At 71.5% G+C, this 16,151-nt stretch carries 15 protein-coding genes; 2 read left to right on the top strand and 13 right to left on the bottom strand.

What is annotated here, in order from left to right; genetic code table 11:
• Nucleotides 1-8: 8 nt before the first annotated feature.
• From OG989_RS17975 to OG989_RS17945, 7 genes are all read right to left on the bottom strand, one after another.
• Entirely contained in the window at nucleotides 9-449 is a 441-nt protein-coding gene (locus OG989_RS17975) for an ankyrin repeat domain-containing protein (protein WP_327027703.1), read from the bottom strand.
• Nucleotides 450-769: 320 nt separating this feature from the next.
• On the bottom strand, nucleotides 770-1,426 hold the full coding sequence (locus OG989_RS17970; protein ID WP_327027701.1) for a transcriptional regulator: 657 nt from the start codon (nucleotides 1,424-1,426) through the stop codon (nucleotides 770-772).
• A 76-nt stretch (nucleotides 1,427-1,502) separates the two neighbouring features.
• Nucleotides 1,503-2,519: a branched-chain amino acid ABC transporter permease gene (locus OG989_RS17965; protein ID WP_327027699.1), complete on the bottom strand. Its 1,017-nt coding sequence runs from the start codon at nucleotides 2,517-2,519 to the stop codon at nucleotides 1,503-1,505.
• Nucleotides 2,516-3,397 carry a branched-chain amino acid ABC transporter permease gene (locus OG989_RS17960; RefSeq protein WP_151455604.1) on the bottom strand — a complete coding sequence of 294 codons (882 nt, stop codon included), beginning with the start codon at nucleotides 3,395-3,397 and terminating at the stop codon, nucleotides 2,516-2,518. The genes OG989_RS17965 and OG989_RS17960 overlap by 4 nt, the downstream gene beginning before the upstream one ends.
• A gap of 7 nt (nucleotides 3,398-3,404) precedes the next feature.
• Nucleotides 3,405-4,664: an ABC transporter substrate-binding protein gene (locus OG989_RS17955; protein ID WP_151455605.1), complete on the bottom strand. Its 1,260-nt coding sequence runs from the start codon at nucleotides 4,662-4,664 to the stop codon at nucleotides 3,405-3,407.
• A 40-nt stretch (nucleotides 4,665-4,704) separates the two neighbouring features.
• On the bottom strand, nucleotides 4,705-5,397 hold the full coding sequence (locus OG989_RS17950) for an ABC transporter ATP-binding protein (RefSeq protein WP_327027698.1): 693 nt from the start codon (nucleotides 5,395-5,397) through the stop codon (nucleotides 4,705-4,707).
• Nucleotides 5,384-6,145, bottom strand: coding sequence for an ABC transporter ATP-binding protein (locus OG989_RS17945; protein WP_151455607.1), 762 nt, complete (start codon nucleotides 6,143-6,145; stop codon nucleotides 5,384-5,386). The genes OG989_RS17950 and OG989_RS17945 overlap by 14 nt, the downstream gene beginning before the upstream one ends.
• A 310-nt stretch (nucleotides 6,146-6,455) precedes the next feature.
• Between OG989_RS17945 and OG989_RS17940 the strand changes: the two genes are divergently transcribed.
• Nucleotides 6,456-7,316, top strand: coding sequence for an SPFH domain-containing protein (locus OG989_RS17940; protein ID WP_151455608.1), 861 nt, complete (start codon nucleotides 6,456-6,458; stop codon nucleotides 7,314-7,316).
• Nucleotides 7,317-7,358: 42 nt separating this feature from the next.
• On the opposite strand, the gene OG989_RS17935 is transcribed toward OG989_RS17940, so the two are convergent.
• The 5 genes from OG989_RS17935 to OG989_RS17915 form a co-directional block, all read right to left on the bottom strand.
• The gene (locus OG989_RS17935; protein ID WP_151455609.1) at nucleotides 7,359-8,396 is read right to left on the bottom strand and encodes an aminotransferase class V-fold PLP-dependent enzyme; all 1,038 of its coding nucleotides are present in this window, start codon (nucleotides 8,394-8,396) and stop codon (nucleotides 7,359-7,361) included.
• A gap of 71 nt (nucleotides 8,397-8,467) precedes the next feature.
• The gene (locus tag OG989_RS17930; protein WP_327027696.1) at nucleotides 8,468-9,379 is read right to left on the bottom strand and encodes a hypothetical protein; all 912 of its coding nucleotides are present in this window, start codon (nucleotides 9,377-9,379) and stop codon (nucleotides 8,468-8,470) included.
• Between the two features lie 41 nt (nucleotides 9,380-9,420).
• A complete protein-coding gene (locus OG989_RS17925) occupies nucleotides 9,421-10,662 on the bottom strand; it encodes an RNA polymerase sigma factor (protein ID WP_327027695.1) in 1,242 nt (413 codons plus the stop codon).
• A 68-nt stretch (nucleotides 10,663-10,730) separates the two neighbouring features.
• On the bottom strand, nucleotides 10,731-11,102 hold the full coding sequence (locus OG989_RS17920; protein ID WP_151455611.1) for a YciI family protein: 372 nt from the start codon (nucleotides 11,100-11,102) through the stop codon (nucleotides 10,731-10,733).
• Nucleotides 11,103-11,144: 42 nt separating this feature from the next.
• Nucleotides 11,145-11,780 carry a DUF998 domain-containing protein gene (locus OG989_RS17915; RefSeq protein WP_327027694.1) on the bottom strand — a complete coding sequence of 212 codons (636 nt, stop codon included), beginning with the start codon at nucleotides 11,778-11,780 and terminating at the stop codon, nucleotides 11,145-11,147.
• 150 nt (nucleotides 11,781-11,930) lie between these two features.
• On the opposite strand from OG989_RS17915, the gene OG989_RS17910 reads away from it, so the two are divergent.
• Entirely contained in the window at nucleotides 11,931-12,356 is a 426-nt protein-coding gene (locus OG989_RS17910) for a hypothetical protein (protein WP_327027693.1), read from the top strand.
• Nucleotides 12,357-12,401: 45 nt separating this feature from the next.
• Here the strand turns inward: OG989_RS17910 and dnaE are convergent, their stop codons facing one another.
• On the bottom strand, nucleotides 12,402-15,932 hold the full coding sequence (gene dnaE / locus OG989_RS17905) for a DNA polymerase III subunit alpha (protein ID WP_327027692.1): 3,531 nt from the start codon (nucleotides 15,930-15,932) through the stop codon (nucleotides 12,402-12,404).
• Nucleotides 15,933-16,151: the final 219 nt, after the last annotated feature.

Raw genomic sequence — 16,151 nt, 5'->3', positions numbered from 1 at the left:
GTCGTGTTTCAGATGTCAGCGTCGGTATGAGCAGCGCGCTTCGCGCCAGCGGCCAGGAGTAGGCCGGCCGCCTGTGAATGATCGCCGCGTAGCGCCCAATCCAGTGGTGAGTAGCCGGTTCCTTGGCCTTCGCGCAGATTCGGGTCTGCACCGTGGATGAGAAGTAGGTGTACGACGGTGTTGTATCCCCAGGCCGCGGCAGCGCATAGGGGCGTTCCCTCCATGTCACCTCCGCTCTCGGTGTCGGGTACCGCGCCGGCTGCCAGGAGTACCCGCACGAGTTCAGCCGAGCCGTTGACGGATGCCTGATACAGCGGAGTGGTGCGGTCACGGTCGGGAACGTTGGGGTCCGCACCGGCGCGAAGGAGAGCGCTCACGGCTGCGGCGTCTTCGCGTCGCACTGCCTCCATCAGTCGCTTCGTGCGCTTCTTCCGCTGTCGCAGGTTCACGTGCCCAGCGTAGGTAGTGCGCCCAGGCACCGCGATCAACGAGTGGCCCTGAACCCGCTTATGAAACGCACGCTAGGCGTTAGGCGGACGGCGGACGGCGGACGGCGGCCGTAAGCCGCGGGCGGACTGGTGGGAAGCCAGAGCGGACGCTCCTACCGTTCGTCAGGTGGGCGGAGTCTGTGGCTGGCTCAGCCCGTAGATCTGGTTGAGGTCGAGTACGTGGTGCCCAGCCACTGACGCCGTCCGAAGGTCGAGCACGAGCACCAGGAACACGGTGCCTGGCCCGCTGGCGGGGACGTGGTGTCGACCCCACGTTTCCGTCAGGGCAGGCAGGAGCGGCGCGGCACAGGCGGGGACGGCGGCGCGGCGCAGGCGGTGACGGCGGCGGGCAGCGTGGACAGTCGGGTCGCCGGTGCGCCGAGCGGCTCGATCCAGCCCGGGCCGGCGCCGTACACCCGGATCGCCGGGAAGTCGCGGGCGAAGCGCACCAGGCGGTACGCGCGCCCGGTGACCGGCGTCTGCGCCCAGACCACGACGATGCGCGGGCGGACCCGACGGGCGGCGCTGGCGAGCGCCGTCCACGGCAGCGCCGGCCCGAGCAGCAGGCTGCCCCGGGACCGCTCGCGCAGCGCGGCGGCCAGCGCGTGCAGGCCGAGGCAGTGCGTCTCCTGCTCCGCGCCGGCCAGCAGCACGCCGCCGGTGGGCAGCGGGCGGCCCGGTACGCGCCGGAACACGTCCAGGCCGACGCGGAGGCCCTCGGCGAGGGCGTGCTCGACGGCGACCTCGATGGCGGTGTGCCCGGGCAGCGCGGCCAGCATCGGCACGCAGACCTGTTCCCACAGCGCCGCCGCGCCCCACTCGTCGGCCACCTCGACGACGAGCGCGGCGACCCGGTTGGCGTCGAGGTCCTCGGCGGCCAGCGACAACTGCTTGCGCGCGGTCTCGACGGCCCCGACCGGCATGGGATCTGTCAGCACCAGACGTACCCCCGGGTAGACGTTCACTACCCGGGGGTACGTCGGGAGGGCCGCGGATGGATGCGCCCGGGTGCGACTACCGGCGGCGGGATGCCGCCCAGCGCGTCGCCAGGGCGGCGGCGCTGCCCCAGATGCCGCGCCGGAACACCAGGACGACGAGGACGAAGATCCCGCCGGTGACCAGGCCGATCGCCTCGAACCCGGAGAACGACAGCCAGTCCTCCAGGCGGACCAGGATGCCCGCGCCGAGCACCCCGCCCCAGAGCGTGCCGATGCCGCCGAGCACCACCACGATGACCGCCTTGCCGGAGGTGGTCCAGTGCAGCACGTCGAGGGAGACGAAGCGGTGGCCGACGGCGAACAGCCCGCCGCCGAGCCCGGCGATGAAGCCCGACAGCACGAACGCGGTCAGCTTGTAGCGGTGCACGGGGTAGCCGAGCGCGCGGGCGCGGGCCGGGTTGTCGCGGATGCCGACCAGCACCCGCCCGAAGGGCGAGTGCACGATCCGCCAGGCGGCGGCCAGCCCGAGCAGCACGATCGGCAGGATCGCGTAGTAGAAGTAGTAGTCGTCGGTCAGGTCCAGCCCGAACAGCTCGCGGGGCACGCCCTGGAGGCCGTTCTCGCCGCGGGTGACCGAGCGCCACTCGTTGGCGACGTAGTAGACCATCTGCGCGAACGCCAGGGTGACCATGGCGAAGTAGATGCCCGTCCGCTTCACCGCCAGGTAGCCGATCGGCACCGCGAGCACGGCCGCCGCGAGCGCCCCGGCCAGCACGGCCGCCGGGAACGGCAGGCCGAGGTGGATGGCCGTCAACCCGGTGACGTACGCGGAGGCACCCCAGAAGGCCGCGTGCCCGAAGGACATCAGCCCGGTGAAGCCGAGCAGCAGGTCCACGGCGACGGCGAACAACGCCCAGCAGAGGATGTCCACCGCCACCGCCGGGTAGAGCCCGTTGGGCAGCCAGAACGCCACCAGCAGCCCGACGGCGAGCAGCGCGTACCGGACCCAGCCGGGGGCCCGGGTCACGGCGACCAGCCCGGACTTCGGCGCCGGGCGACCGGCGTCGGTCTCGGTGTCGACGGTGCTCGTCATGCCGGTGCCTCCTCACGGCCGAACAGCCCGGCCGGGCGCCAGAGCAGCACGACGGCCATCACGATGAAGACGATCGTCTGCGACACGATCGGGAAGTCGGACAGGTACGCCTCGCCCCACGCCTGCACCAGGCCGATGCCGAAGCCGGCGGCGACGGACCCGAAGATCGAGCCCAGCCCGCCGATCACCACCACCGCGAAGACCACGATGATCAGGTCGGCGCCCATCAGCGGGTTCACGGCCCGCATCGGCGCGGCCAGCACCCCGGCCAGCCCGGCGAGGCCGATGCCGAAGCCGAAGACCGGGGTGACCCAGCGCCCGACGTCGATGCCGAACGCCCGGGTCAGCTCGGGCCGCTCGGTCGACGCCCGGACCACCATGCCGATCCGGGTGCGGGTGAGCACCCACCAGACGACGGCGCAGACGGCGAGCGCGAAGCCGAGGATGAAGACGCGGTAGGTGGGGAAGTCGAAGAGCCCGAAGTCGACCGACCCGCTCAGCGCGGACGGGGTCTCGTACGGGCTGGACTGCACGCCGTAGCGGAGCTTCACCAGGTCCTGGAGGATGAGCGTCAGGCCGAAGGTGAGCAGGAAGTTGTAGAGCGGGTCGAGCCGGGTGAGCCGGTGGATGAAGGCCCGTTCCAGGGCCATGCCGACCAGGGCCAGCCCCACCGGCATGATCACCAACGCCGCCCAGAACGGCACGCCCGCCTCGGTGAGCAGGACGTACGCGCCGAACGCACCGAACATGTAGAACGCCCCGTGGGCGAAGTTCACGACCCGCAGCATCCCGAAGATGACCGCGAGCCCGAGGGCGAGCAGGGCGTAGAACGCCCCGCTCACCAACCCGTTGAACGTGTTCTGCAGGAAGCTGGTCATGCCCTGGTCACATCTTGCAGTCCGCCGACGGGGCGCGGAACGCCTCGGCGGCGGGGATGGTCTTGAGAACCTTGACGTAGTCCCACGGCTCACTGACCTCGGACTGCGGCTTCACCTGGGCGAGGTAGGCGTCGTGGATGACCCGGTGGTCCTCGGCGCGGAACTTGCCGTTGCGCAGGAAGACGTCGTTGACCTCCTTGCCCTCCAGCTCCTTGACGATCGCGTCGGCGTCGTCGGTGCCGGCGGCCTGCGCGGCCTCCAGGTACTGCGTCGCGGCGGAGTAGTTGGCCGCGTGCGCGAAGGACGGCCGGGTGCCGGTCTCCTTCTGGAACCGGTCGGCGAACTCGCGGTTCTGCTGGTCGGAGTTCCAGTACCAGGCGTCGGTGTAGGTGGTACCGGCGAGCGCGGCCGGGGTGAGCGAGTGGATGTCGGTGATGAACATCAGGCCGACCGCCAGCCCGACGCCCTTGTCGCGCAGCTTGAACTCGTTGTACTGCTTGACCACGTTGACCAGCTCCGCGCCGGCCTGCATGGTGCCGAGCACCTGCGGCTTCGGGTTGAGCGTCGGCGCCTTGAGCAGGAAGGTGGAGAAGTCGCCGCTGGTGTTCGGGAACGGCGCCCCGTCCTTGCCGACGACCTGCCCGCCGGCGGCGGTGATGGCGGTGGTGAAGCTCTTCTCCATGTCCTGGCCGAAGGCGTAGTTCGGGTAGAGGATGTACCAGTTCTTGCCGACCTGCTCGGTGGTGACCTTGCCCGTTCCGTTGGCCAGCATGTAGGTGTCGTACGCGTAGTGGAACGTGTACTTGTTGCAGCTCTTGCCGGTCAGGTCGGTGGTCGCGGCGCCGATGTTGAAGTAGAGCTTCTTCTTCTCCTTCGCCACGTCGGCCACCCGCAGCGCCGCCGACGAGGTGGGCACGTCGAGGATCAGGTCGACGCCCTGGCGGTCGTACATCTCCTGGGCCTTGCTGTTGGCGATGTCCGGCTTGTTCTGGTGGTCGGCGGTCTCCACGGTGATGTCGCCGGTCACCGCCTTGTCGCCGTGCTTCGCCTTGAAGTCGGCGATGGCCATCTCCACGGCCTTGACCGAGTTCTTGCCGGACAGCTCGGAGTACGCGCCGGACTGGTCGTTCAGCACGCCCAGCACGATCTTGCCCCCGGTCAGCTTCTGGTCGCCGCCCGACTGGGGACCACCGCCGCCGCAGCCCGCGACCAGCACCATCGCCGCCGCCGAAGCGGCGGCCACACCCACCGTCCTACGCATGCCCATCCCTCCACCCCGCGCGCCGCGCGGGTCGTCGAATCGGAATTCAGATGCCGAGGTACGACAGCAGCTCCCGTTCCCGGGAGCGCACCTCGGAGTTGTCCATCGCCTCCACGACGCGTCCCTCGGCCAGCAGGTAGTGCCGGTCGGCGACGCCGGTGGCGAAGTGCAGGTTCTGTTCGACCAGCAGCACGGTCACCCCGTGCCGTTTGGCCTCGCGCAGGAGGTCGCCGACCTGCTGCACGAGCAGCGGCGAGAGTCCCTCGGTCGGTTCGTCGCAGAGCAGCAGCCGGGCGCCCATCCGCAGCACCCGGGCCAGCGCGAGCATCTGCTGCTCGCCGCCGGAGAGCATGGTGGCGGCCGAGTCCCGCCGCTGGTGCAGGGCGGGGAACGCCTCGTACACGCGCTCCAGCGACCACGGGTCGGGCCCGACGGTCGGCGGCAGGGTGAGGTTCTCCGTCACGCTCAGCGTGGCGTAGCTGCCCCGGTCGTCGGGGACCCAGCCGAGCCCGAGCCGCGCCCGCCGGTACGCGGGCAGCCTCCCGACGTCCCGCCCGTCCAGCTCGATCCGGCCGCGCTGGCCGGCGTGCAGGCCCATCACACAGCGCAGCAGGGTGGACTTGCCGGCGCCGTTGCGCCCGACGAGGGTGACCACCTCGCCGGCGGCGACGTCCAGGCTGACCTCCCGCAGCACCTGCGCCTCGCCGTACCAGGCGGACAGGTTCTCAATGCGCAGCATCGGCGGCTCCCAGGTAGGCGGTGATCACGCGCTCGTCGGCGCGCACCTGCTCGTACGGGCCCTCGACGAGGACCTTGCCGGCCTGCAGGACGGTGACGGTGTCGGCGAGCCGCCCGACGACGCTCATGTTGTGCTCGACCAGCACCACCGTCCGGCCCCGCCGGACCCGCGAGACCAGCTCGACGGTGCGGTCGACGTCCTCCAGGCCCATCCCGGCGGTCGGCTCGTCGAGCAGCAGCACCTTCGGGTCCAGGGCGAGGGCGATGGCCAGCTCCAGCGCCCGCTTGCGCCCGTACGCCAGCGCCTCGGCGGGGGCCTCGGACAGCTCGGCCAGCCCGACCATGTCGAGCAGCTCGCCGGCCCGGTCGGTGTAGCGGCGCATCAGCTTCGCCGAGCGCCAGAACCGCCAGCCCAGCCCGCTCGGGCTCTGCAACGCCAGCTCGACGTGCTCCCGCGCGGAGAGCTGCGGGAAGAGGCTGGTGATCTGGAACGACCGGGCCACGCCGAGCCGGGCGACCCGCTCGGGGGGCAGCCCGGTCACGTCGCGGCCGGCCAGCTCGATGCGCCCGCCGCTGGGCCGCAGGAAGCCGGTGAGCAGGTTGAACAGGGTGGTCTTCCCGGCGCCGTTCGGGCCGACGAGCGCGTGGACGCTGTCCGCCGCGATGTCGAGGTCGACCCCGTCGACCGCCCGGAAACCCCGGAAGTCACGGGTCAGCCCGCGGGCCGACAGGAGCGCTTGCCCGGCCATCGCCTACTCCTTCGTAGGTCCGGCGACGACCGAATCGGTGACCGGGGTCACATGGCCGTCGTGTGCTGGAAACCTACGGCGGCGCTGCGATGTCGAACTATGTCGATGGCAGCCACATTCCGGGTCGCCCGACCGTGCGGAAACTCCACCCCGCCGCCCGGCCACCACGCCCGCCAGCATCGACGGCGGTGACTGTCGAGCCACGGCGTACCACGTCATGTGGGCGCGCCACGGCCGCGCCCCACCTGCGCTTCGCCTTGACCGGTGCTCCTAGGGTGATGGCCCCCACCCGCGAAAGGTGCCGAGCGAAATGCCCTTCGGCTTCACTGTTGCGATCATCTTCGCCGTCGGCCTGGCGATCTCCGGCCTGCTGGCGCTCGCCGCCTCGAAGGCGTCGACGAAGGGGACCGCCACCCTGGCTGCGGTCGCCTGCCTCGTCGGCGCGGTCGTGTTCACCATCGGTTCCAGCGCCCACTCCGTGCCGATCCGTTCGGTCGGCATCGTCACCAGCTTCGGCAAGCCGACGGGGAAGGTCACCGGCTCCGGTCTGAAGTGGGTGGCACCCTGGCAGAAGGTCGGCGAGTGGGACGCCGGCCGGCAGAAGTACGACCACATCGGCGGCGACCACTGCGTCCGGGTCCGCACCGGCACCCTCGCCGACGCCTGCGTCGAGGTGCTCGTCGAGTGGCAGGTCAAGCCGGAGAACGCGCCCAAGCAGTTCATGGACTACAAGGGCGACTTCGACAGCTTCCGGGGCCAGCGGGTGGGCGTGCAGCTCGACAGCGCCGTCAACGACGCCTTCGCCACCTACAACCCGCTGGAGAAGATCGACTCGAACACCGGCAGCCTGAACGTGGACCTGAAGCCCTTCGCCGAGAGCATCAAGACCAGCGCCGAGTCGCGGCTCGCCAGCGACGTCGACATCCTGTCGGTGACGATCACCCGGGTCAACCACGACGACAAGACCGAGGGCAACATCAAGGCCTTCCAGGACAAGCTCGCCCAGACCCGCAACCTGGAGCAGGACCGGAAGAACGCCGCCATCCAGAAGCAGATCACCGAGACCAACGCGAAGGTCGACAAGGTGTCGCGGTGCCTGGAGATCGCCGAGCGCAACGGCAGCAACCCCGGCCTCTGCATCAACCCCGGAATCGTCACCGGCGCCAAGTGACGGTCGGCCGGCGTCGACCCCGCCCTTGGCCGCGCCCCGGCTTCAGCCGGTGAGCGCGTCCAGGGCGAGGTCGACGTCGGCCGCCGTGGAATAGACGTGGAAGGACGCCCGCACCCGGCCGGCACGGACCGCCGCCCGGACGCCGGCCCGCTCCAGCCGCTCCGCCGCGCCCGGCACCTCCACCGCGACGATCGCGCTCTCCCCCGGCGGCCGGCCCAGCCCGGCGAGGAACCGGTTGGCCAGGGCGACGTCGTGCGCGCGCACGGCCGGCACGCCGATCTCGGCGAGCAGTTCCAGTGCGGGGGCCGTGCCGACCCAGCTGAACCACGCCGGCGAGATGTCGAACCGGCGCGCGTCGCCGGCCAGGCGCAGCGGCGGGCCGTAGTAGGAGGCGTGCGGGTCGTCCCCCGCGTACCAGCCGGCGGCGTCGGGGCGCAGCCGCTCCCGCAGCGCGGGCGCCAGGTAGGCGAACGCGGAGCCGCGCGGGGCCATCAGCCACTTGTACGCGCCGACCGCGACCAGGTCGGCGAGGCTCGCGTCGAACGGCAGCCAGCCGCACGCCTGGGTGGCGTCGACCGCGACGAACGCGCCGTGCGCCCGGGCCGCCGCGACCACCTCGGCGTACGGGGCGATCGCGCCGTCGGCCGACTGCACCAGGCTGAACGCGACCAGGTCGGTGTCGGCGTCGATCGCGTCGACGAGCCCGGCCAGCGGCACGGTGCGCACCCGCACGCCCCGCTCGACCTGCACCAGCCACGGGAAGAGGTTGGAGGTGAACTCGACCTCCGGCACCACGACGGTCGCGCCGGCGGGCAGGGCGGCGGCGACCGGGGCCAGCAGCTGCGAGACCGTGCTGCCGACCGCGACGTCGGCGACCGGCACCCCGACCAGGCCGGCGAAGGCGGCCCGCGACCGCTCGGTGGCCTGGCCCCAGCCCTCCCACGACGTGCGCCCGGCCCGCCAGTCGGTCAACGCCTCCTGCACCGCGTCCCACACCGGATCGGGCGGGAGCCCGAAGCTGGCGGTGTTCAGCCAACCCGGCTGCGGCTGCCACAACTTCTGCGCCTCTGCGATCTCCACCTCACCGACGCTAGCCACCCGCGCCGCGTACCGGGATGGCCAATCCCGCGCTCGCGGCCCCGGGTGCTGGTTCAGGTCGCCGCGCGCAGGGCGCGCAGACCCCGTCGCACCTCGTCGCGCCCCCGGTCGAGGTCCCAGGCGGCGATCTCGTGCAGCGGGTGGCGCTCGCGCAGGAGCCGGACCAGTTCCAGGCCGACGAGGTAGCCGCAGCGGCGCGGCAGGTCGCCCCGGTGGGCGCTGTCGCGCATGAGGAACCAGGCGGCGTACCGGTCGAGGTCGGTGGCGTCCACGTCGGCGGCGATCCGGTGCAGGATCTCCGGCCAGCGACGCCGGCAGTCGGCGAGCCACCGCCGGTGGGTGGCGCCCATCCAGAGGTACTCGTCGTCCGGCCGTCGCGGGTCCAGCTCGGCCGTCACCTGGGTGGCCAGCCCCTCGGTGAGCAGCGCGTGGGCGACCCCGTGCTCCGGCCAGTCCCGGATGCGGGCCAGCCGGTCGTGCACCACGTGCGCCACCTCGTGCCGGACCAGCAGCTCGTCGTGCTCCGGCTCGCCGAGCCGCTCGACGGCGAGGAACAGGGCGAAGCGGCCCCGGAACTCGTCGGCCCAGCCGTTGGCCTGTTCCAGCCCGACCAGCAGGACGCAGTCGAGCGGATCCCCGTCGCCGGGCCAGCCCATCGCCCGACCCACCCCGGCGACGGTGGCGGGGAGCAACGCGGCGAGCCGCTCCGCGCGCGCGGCGAACACCGCCTCCCGCCCGTGCAGCCGCTCCAGGACACCTTCGAGGTCGTCCACCCCGGACCAGTCGCCCCGGCGGTCCAGCGCCGCGTACAGGTCGCGGTGGGGTGCCAGGTAGTGCGTCCGCCACAGCTCCGCCCACCGCTGCCGGGGGACGTGCGCGGCGCGGCTCGCGTACGCCAGGAAGTCCGGCACCAGGTCGCGGACCCGCAGCGGGCTCGCGACGGCCTCCCCGGCGGGCACGGTCATGCCCGCGATCATGCCGCATCCGCCGCGGCCCCGCTCGATCGTCAGTCGAGGCGGTCGGCGCGGTGGAGCAGGTACCGCCGCTCGACCTGGTTCGCCGTCAGGGCGGCCGCCTCGCGGTACCGCGTCGCCGCGCCTTGCGCGTCGCCGGTCGTCTCGAGCAGGTGGGCGCGCACCGCGCGTTCCCGTTGCCGGGTCAGCGGTTCCCGGTCGAGCCCGAAGCGCCGGTTGAGGTCGTCGAGCAGGGCCAGCCCCCGGGCCGGCCCGTAGGCCCGGGCCACCGCGACCACCCGGCTCAGCCGTACCGGCGCGGTGGGGTGCAGTCGTTCGAGCCACAGGTAGAGCGCCGCGATCTGCGGCCAGTCGGTGTTCTCCGGCGACCCGGCGTCGGCGTGCACGGCCGCGATCGCCGCCTGCAACTGGTAGGGGCCCACCTCACGCCGGTTCCAGACGCTGTCGATCAGCGCGGTGCCCTCCCGGATGAGGTCGGGGTTCCACCGGGTCCGGTCCTGCTCGTCCAGCGGCACCAGCTCGTCGTCACGACCGGTGCGGGCCGCGCGCCGCGACTCGGTGAGCAGCATCAGCGCGAGCAGGCCGGCGACCTCGGCGTCGTCAGGCAGGCTGGCGTGGAGCATCCGGGCCAGCCGGATCGCCTCGCGGGTCAGGTCCACGCGGGCGAGTTCGGCCCCGGCGGAGGCCGTGTAGCCCTCGTTGAAGATCAGGTAGAGAACCCGCGTCACCGCGGTCACCCGGTCGTGCCGGTCGGCGTCGGTCGGCGGGGTGAAGCGGGCGCCGGCACGGGCCAGTTGCTGTTTGGCGCGGCTGATCCGGGTGCCCATGGTGCCCTCGGTCGTCCCGTGGGCGTGTGCGATCTCGGCGGTCGTCAGACCCCCCACCGCGCGCAGCGTGAGCGCCACCTGGGAGCTGCTGCTCAGCGCCGGATGGCAGCAGAGCAGCAGCAGGGTGAGGCTGTCGTCGGTCTCCGGCGGAGGGGAGGCCAGCCGGGCGGGTTCCCGCATGGCCAGTTCGGCTGTTCCGGCTTCCCGCTCGCGTCGGCGCCGGGCCCCCTCGGAGCGGAGCAGGTCGACCATCCGCCGGTAGCCGATCCGGATCAGCCAGCTGCGCGGGTTCTCCGGCACGCCGTCGACCGGCCACGCCCGGCTCGCGGCGAGCAGTGCCTCCTGCACCGCGTCCTCGGCCACGTCGAAGTGACCGAAGCGCCGCACCAGCGCGCCGAGCACCTGCGGCGCCTCGGTACGCAGCAGGTGCTCGACGTCCGTGGGCAAGCCGGCGGCCCCCTTCGTACCCGCGCCCGGGCCTCCGCCCGCAACGGGTGCGGGCCGGCGCGGATGGGTCATGCCGTGAAGTCCTCGCCCATGATCGGCCGGATCTCGATGGGCTCACCCAGCGCCTCGACGATCCGCGAGGCGATCTCGACGGCCCGTTCCCGACTCGCCACGTCGATCACGGCGAAGCTGGCCAGGACCTCCTTCAGCTCGGCGAACGGCCCGTCGGTGGCGACCACACCGGCCGGGGTCGGGCGTACGGTGGCGCTGACCACGGGGTGGCCGAGGCCCTCGCTGCCGACGAGCTCGCCGGTCTCGGTCAGCTCCCGCTCGAACCTCTGGTACGCGGCGAACGCGGCCATCGCCTCCTCGGACGGGACGTCGGCGGTCGCGCCGTCCCAGGCGGCGGCCGGCGTGTAACTGAGCAGCAGGTATTTCACGGGTTCTCTTCCTGGTCGGGCATGGATCGACGGTACGTGGGGTCAGGCGGGACGGCGCAGGGACAGGGCGAGGACTGTCGTCCAGGTGAAGGCGACGAGTCCGTTCACGGCGATCTGGATGCTCATCCGGTCCGGCGACATGGGCAGCAGCAGGACGAGCGCGGCGAGGCCGCTCAGCACGGCCGGCAGCACGGCTCGGCGGCGCCCGCACCGCACGGCCAGCACGGTGGCGGCGACGGCCAGCGCGGTGAAGGCGACGGTGGCCGAGGCCGAGTGCGCGACGCTGTGCCAGGACATCCGGTCGACCGGCCCGTCGGGGGTGCCGGCCGGGAAGCCGTTCTCCGGGTCCATGGTGAACAGGCCGGCGGCGACCAGGCCGGCGCCGAAGGTCCCGACGAGGATCGGCAGCGCGCGCCGGCCGACCCCCTCGGTGAGGGTGCGGCTGATCCCGGCTGCCAGCGCCAGCCCGCCGAGGCCGGCGAGGACGAACGTCGTGATCTGGATCCAGCCGAGGCTGCCGGTGGCGAGCTGGCTGATCGGGTGCCGGGTGATGTCGAAGCCCTCCCGGGTCAGCATCTGGGCGGTGGCCGAGGCGAAGAAGACCGGTCCGGCGAGGGCGCCGGCGAGCAACAGGCGGTCGGGTGAGCGGCGGACGGCGGGGGCGGCGAGGGTGGCCATGGGTTCCTCCCTGGTGGGTTCCTGCCGCTACCTCGTGGCCGGTCCAGGGATCTCGACACGACCATGCGGTGATCGGGGTCACATCAGGCGCGTGTCGAGACCTGCCGACCGCCTCCGAGGTACCGGCAACGACCCATCAAGGAGGACGAGATGTCTGAAACCCCTAAGCCGAGCGCCGCCCTGACGGCCCTGGACCGCCTGGTCGGCACCTGGACGGTCACCGGCGGCGCCGAGGGAACCGTGACGTACGAATGGATGGAGGGCCGGTTCTTCCTGCTCCAGCGCGTCGCGCTCACCCAGTTCGGCCAGCCCGTCACCGGCCTGGAGGTGATCGGCAACCTGCGCCCGTTCGGCGAGCCGGTGAGCGCGGACGTGGTGTCGCGGTTCTACGACTCGACCGGCAACACCCTCGACTACGTCTACGAGCTGACCGGCGACAAGCTGACGATCTGGGGCGGCGCGAAGGGCAGCCCGGCGTACTACCAGGGCACGTTCAGCGCCGACGACACCACGGTCACCGGCGAGTGGGTCTACCCCGGCGGGGGCGGCTACCCGTCGACCATGACCCGGGTCTGACCCCGGCCCACCCCGCCGGCCAGGCTGGCCGGCGGGGTGGCGGCGTCAGCTGACGTTGGCGGGGCCGAGGACGCTCTTCAGGTCGCCCATCAGCGCGGTGGTGGCCGCCACCCGGAACGGCCCCAGCCGCAGGGTGGTGGTCCGGCCGCCGTTGAGCAGCTTGACGTGCACCTCGGTGTCGCCCGGATGCAGCACCAGGGTCTCCTTGAGCCGCTCCACCAGCGGCGGGGTGCACCGGTGCACCGGGATTGTCAGGGTGATCGGCTTGCTCCCCGGGGTGCTGCTGACGTCCGGCATGGACATGTCCATCGCCATGATCCGGGGCGTGTCGTCGCGCCGGTCCACCCGCCCCTTGACCACCACGATGGCGTCCTCGGCGATGTACTGCCCGATCACCTCGTAGGTGTTGGGGAAGAAGAGGGCCTCCACCCCGCCGGCGAGGTCCTCCAGGGTGGCCGACGCCCAGGCCCGGCCCTGCTTGGTGACGCGCCGCTGCACCCCGGAGAGGATGCCGGCGAGGGTCACCACGGCCCCGTCCGGGACGGTGCCCTCCTCGGACAGGGAGGCGATGGTGCAGTCCGCCGCCGCGCCGAGGACATGCTCCAGGCCGAAGAGCGGGTGGTCGGAGACGTAGAGGCCGAGCATCTCGCGTTCGAAGGCGAGCTTGTCGCGCTTGTCCCACTCCCCGTCGCCGATGACCGGCATCACCGTGGTGCTGTTGGTCTCCGCGTCGCCGAACCCGGCGCCGAAGAGGTCGTACTGACCGACGGCCTCCTTGCGCTTGACGTCGGCGTACGCGTCGATCGCCTCCGCGTGCACCGTGAGCAGCGCCTTGCGGGAGTGCCCGAGCACGTCGAACGCCCCGGCCTTGATCAGCGATTCGATGGTCTTCTTGTTGCAGACCACGGCGTCGACCTTCGACAGGAAGTCGTAGAAGTCGGCGTACTCGCCCTTCTCGTCCCGGCAGCGCATGATCGCGGCGACGACGTTGGCGCCGACGTTGCGCACCGCGCCGAGGCCGAACCGGATCTCCTTGCCGACCGGGGTGAACGGCCCCGCGGAGGTGTTCACGTCCGGCGGCAGCACCTGGATGCGCATCCGGCGGCACTCCGAGAGGTAGAGCGCCATCTTGTCCTTGTCGTCGCCGACGGACGTGAGCAGCGCGGCCATGTACTCGGCCGGATAGTGCGCCTTCAGGTACGCGGTCCAGTACGACACCAGCCCGTACGCCGCCGAGTGCGCCTTGTTGAAGGCGTAGCCGGCGAACGGGACCAGCACGTCCCAGACCTTCTGGATCGCCTCGTCCGAGTAGCCCCGCTCCCGGCAGCCGTCCCGGAAGGGGATGAACTCCTTGTCGAGGATCTCCTTCTTCTTCTTGCCCATCGCGCGGCGCAGCAGGTCGGCCTGGCCGAGGGTGTAGCCGGCGAGGATCTGCGCAGCGCGCTGCACCTGCTCCTGGTAGACGATCAGGCCGTAGGTGGGCGCGAGGATCTCGCGCAGCGGTTCCTCCAGCTCCGGGTGGATCGGGGTGATCTCCTGGAGGTTGTTCTTGCGCAGCGCGTAGTTGGTGTGCGAATCGACGCCCATCGGGCCGGGCCGGTAGAGCGCGAGGACGGCGGAGATGTCCTCGAAGTTGTCCGGCTTCATCATCCGCAGCAGGGAGCGCATCGGCCCGCCGTCGAGCTGGAACACGCCCAGGGTGTCGCCCCGGGCCAGCAGCTCGTACGCGGCCCTGTCGTCCAGCGGCAACGCCAGCAGGTCCAGCTCCCTGCCGTGGTTGAGCTGGATGTTCTTCACCGCGTCGTCGATGATCGTCAGGTTGCGCAGGCCGAGGAAGTCCATCTTCAACAGCCCGAGCGACTCGCACGTCGGGTAGTCGAACTGGGTGATGATGACCCCGTCGGAGTCCCGGCGCATCAGCGGGATGTGGTCGATGATCGGCTCGGCGGACATGATGACGCCGGCGGCGTGCACGCCGGTCTGCCGGATCAGCCCCTCGATGCCCCGGGCGGTGTCGATGACCTTCTTGACGTCCGACTCCGCCTCGTACATGCCCCGGAGCTCGCCGGCCTCGGCGTAGCGGGGATGCTTGGGGTCGAAGATGCCCTCCAGGGGGATGTCCTTGCCCATCACCGCCGGGGGCATCGCCTTGGTGATCCGGTCGCCCACCGCGTACGGGTAGCCGAGCACCCGGGCCGAGTCCTTGATCGCGGCCTTCGCCTTGATCGTGCCGAAGGTGGCGATCTGGGCGACCTTGTCCTCGCCCCACTTGTCGGTGACGTACTTGATCACCTCGCCGCGCCGGCGCTCGTCGAAGTCGATGTCGACATCCGGCATGGAGACGCGCTCGGGGTTGAGGAACCGCTCGAAGATCAGGCCGTGCTGGATCGGGTCGAGGTCGGTGATGCCCAGCGCGTACGCGACCAGCGAGCCGGCGGCCGAGCCACGGCCCGGGCCCACGGCGATGCCCTGGTTCTTGGCCCACTGGATGAAGTCGGCGACCACGAGGAAGTACGACGGGAAGCCCATCTGGATGATGACGCCCAGCTCGTACTCGGCCTGCCTGACGTGCCCCTCGGGAATGCCGCCGGGGTAGCGCCGCTCCAGCCCGGCGAAGGTCTCCTTGCGGAACCAGGACTCCTCGGTCTCCCCCTCCGGGACCGGGAAGCGCGGCATCAGGTTGTGGAACTCGAACATCCCCGCGGGGTCGACCTTCTCGGCCACCAGCAGGGTGTTGCGGCAGCCCTCCAGCCAGAAATCGGAGTTGTCGACGGCGCGCATCTCGTCGGCGGACTTGATGTAGTAGCCGCTGCCGTCGAACCGGAACCGGTTCGGGTCGGCGACGTTCGCCGCCGTCTGCACGCAGAGCAGCACGTCGTGCGCCTCGGCCTGCGACTCGTGCGTGTAGTGCGAGTCGTTCGTGACCACCGGCGGGATGTCGAGCTTGCGGGAGATGTCGTGCAGCTCCTGGCGGACCCGGCTCTCGATGCTGATGCCGTGGTCCATGACCTCCAGGAAGTAGTTCTCCTTACCGAAGATCTCCTGGTACCGCGCGGCGGCCTTGAGCGCCTCGTCGTACTGGCCCAGGCGCAGCCGGGTCTGCACCTCGCCGGAGGGGCAGCCGGTGGTGGCCATCAGCCCGTCGGCGTTGGCGGCGAGCAGCTCCGCGTCCATCCGCGGCCACTTGACGAAGAACCCCTCGGTGTACGACCGGCTGGTCAGCTTGAAGAGGTTGTGCAGGCCGGTCTTGTTCTTCGCCCAGATGGTCATGTGGGTGTAGCCGCCGCTGCCGGAGACGTCGTCGCTCTTCTGCTCCGGCCGGCCCCACTTCACCCGCTGCTTGTGGAACCGCGACTCCGGCGCCACGTACGCCTCGATGCCGAGGATCGGGGTGACGCCGGCGGCCATCGCCTGCTTGTAGAAGTCGTTCGCGCCGTGCATGTTGCCGTGGTCGGTCATCGCCACCGCCGGCATGCCCTGCCGCTTGACCTCGGCGAAGAGGTCCTTCAGCCGGGCCGCCCCGTCGAGCATCGAGTACTCCGTGTGCACGTGCAGATGCGCGAACGAATCGCCCATGCGTGGCGCCCCCCCGGGTCGGTTCATGGGATGGTCGAGCTCGGACGGCCTACCCTATCGCCGCCCGGAAACGTGGCTCCAGACGCCGCGCGGACAGGGCCGGGCCGGGTGGCGCGCGTCTCTTCCGACGGCCCCGCCCCGCGCGGGCGACCGACGCTCGGCGGGGCCCACGACGGCCTCCGGCAGTCGGTTCCCGGACTCGGGCGCCCCGATCGGCGG

It is taken from the genome of Micromonospora sp. NBC_01740 (assembly GCF_035920365.1).
In the GTDB taxonomy this organism is placed as follows: Bacteria; Actinomycetota; Actinomycetes; order Mycobacteriales; family Micromonosporaceae; genus Micromonospora; species Micromonospora reichwaldensis.
The sequence above is the reverse complement of the archived record's forward strand: the minus strand, read 5'-3'. Positions and strand labels throughout refer to the sequence as shown.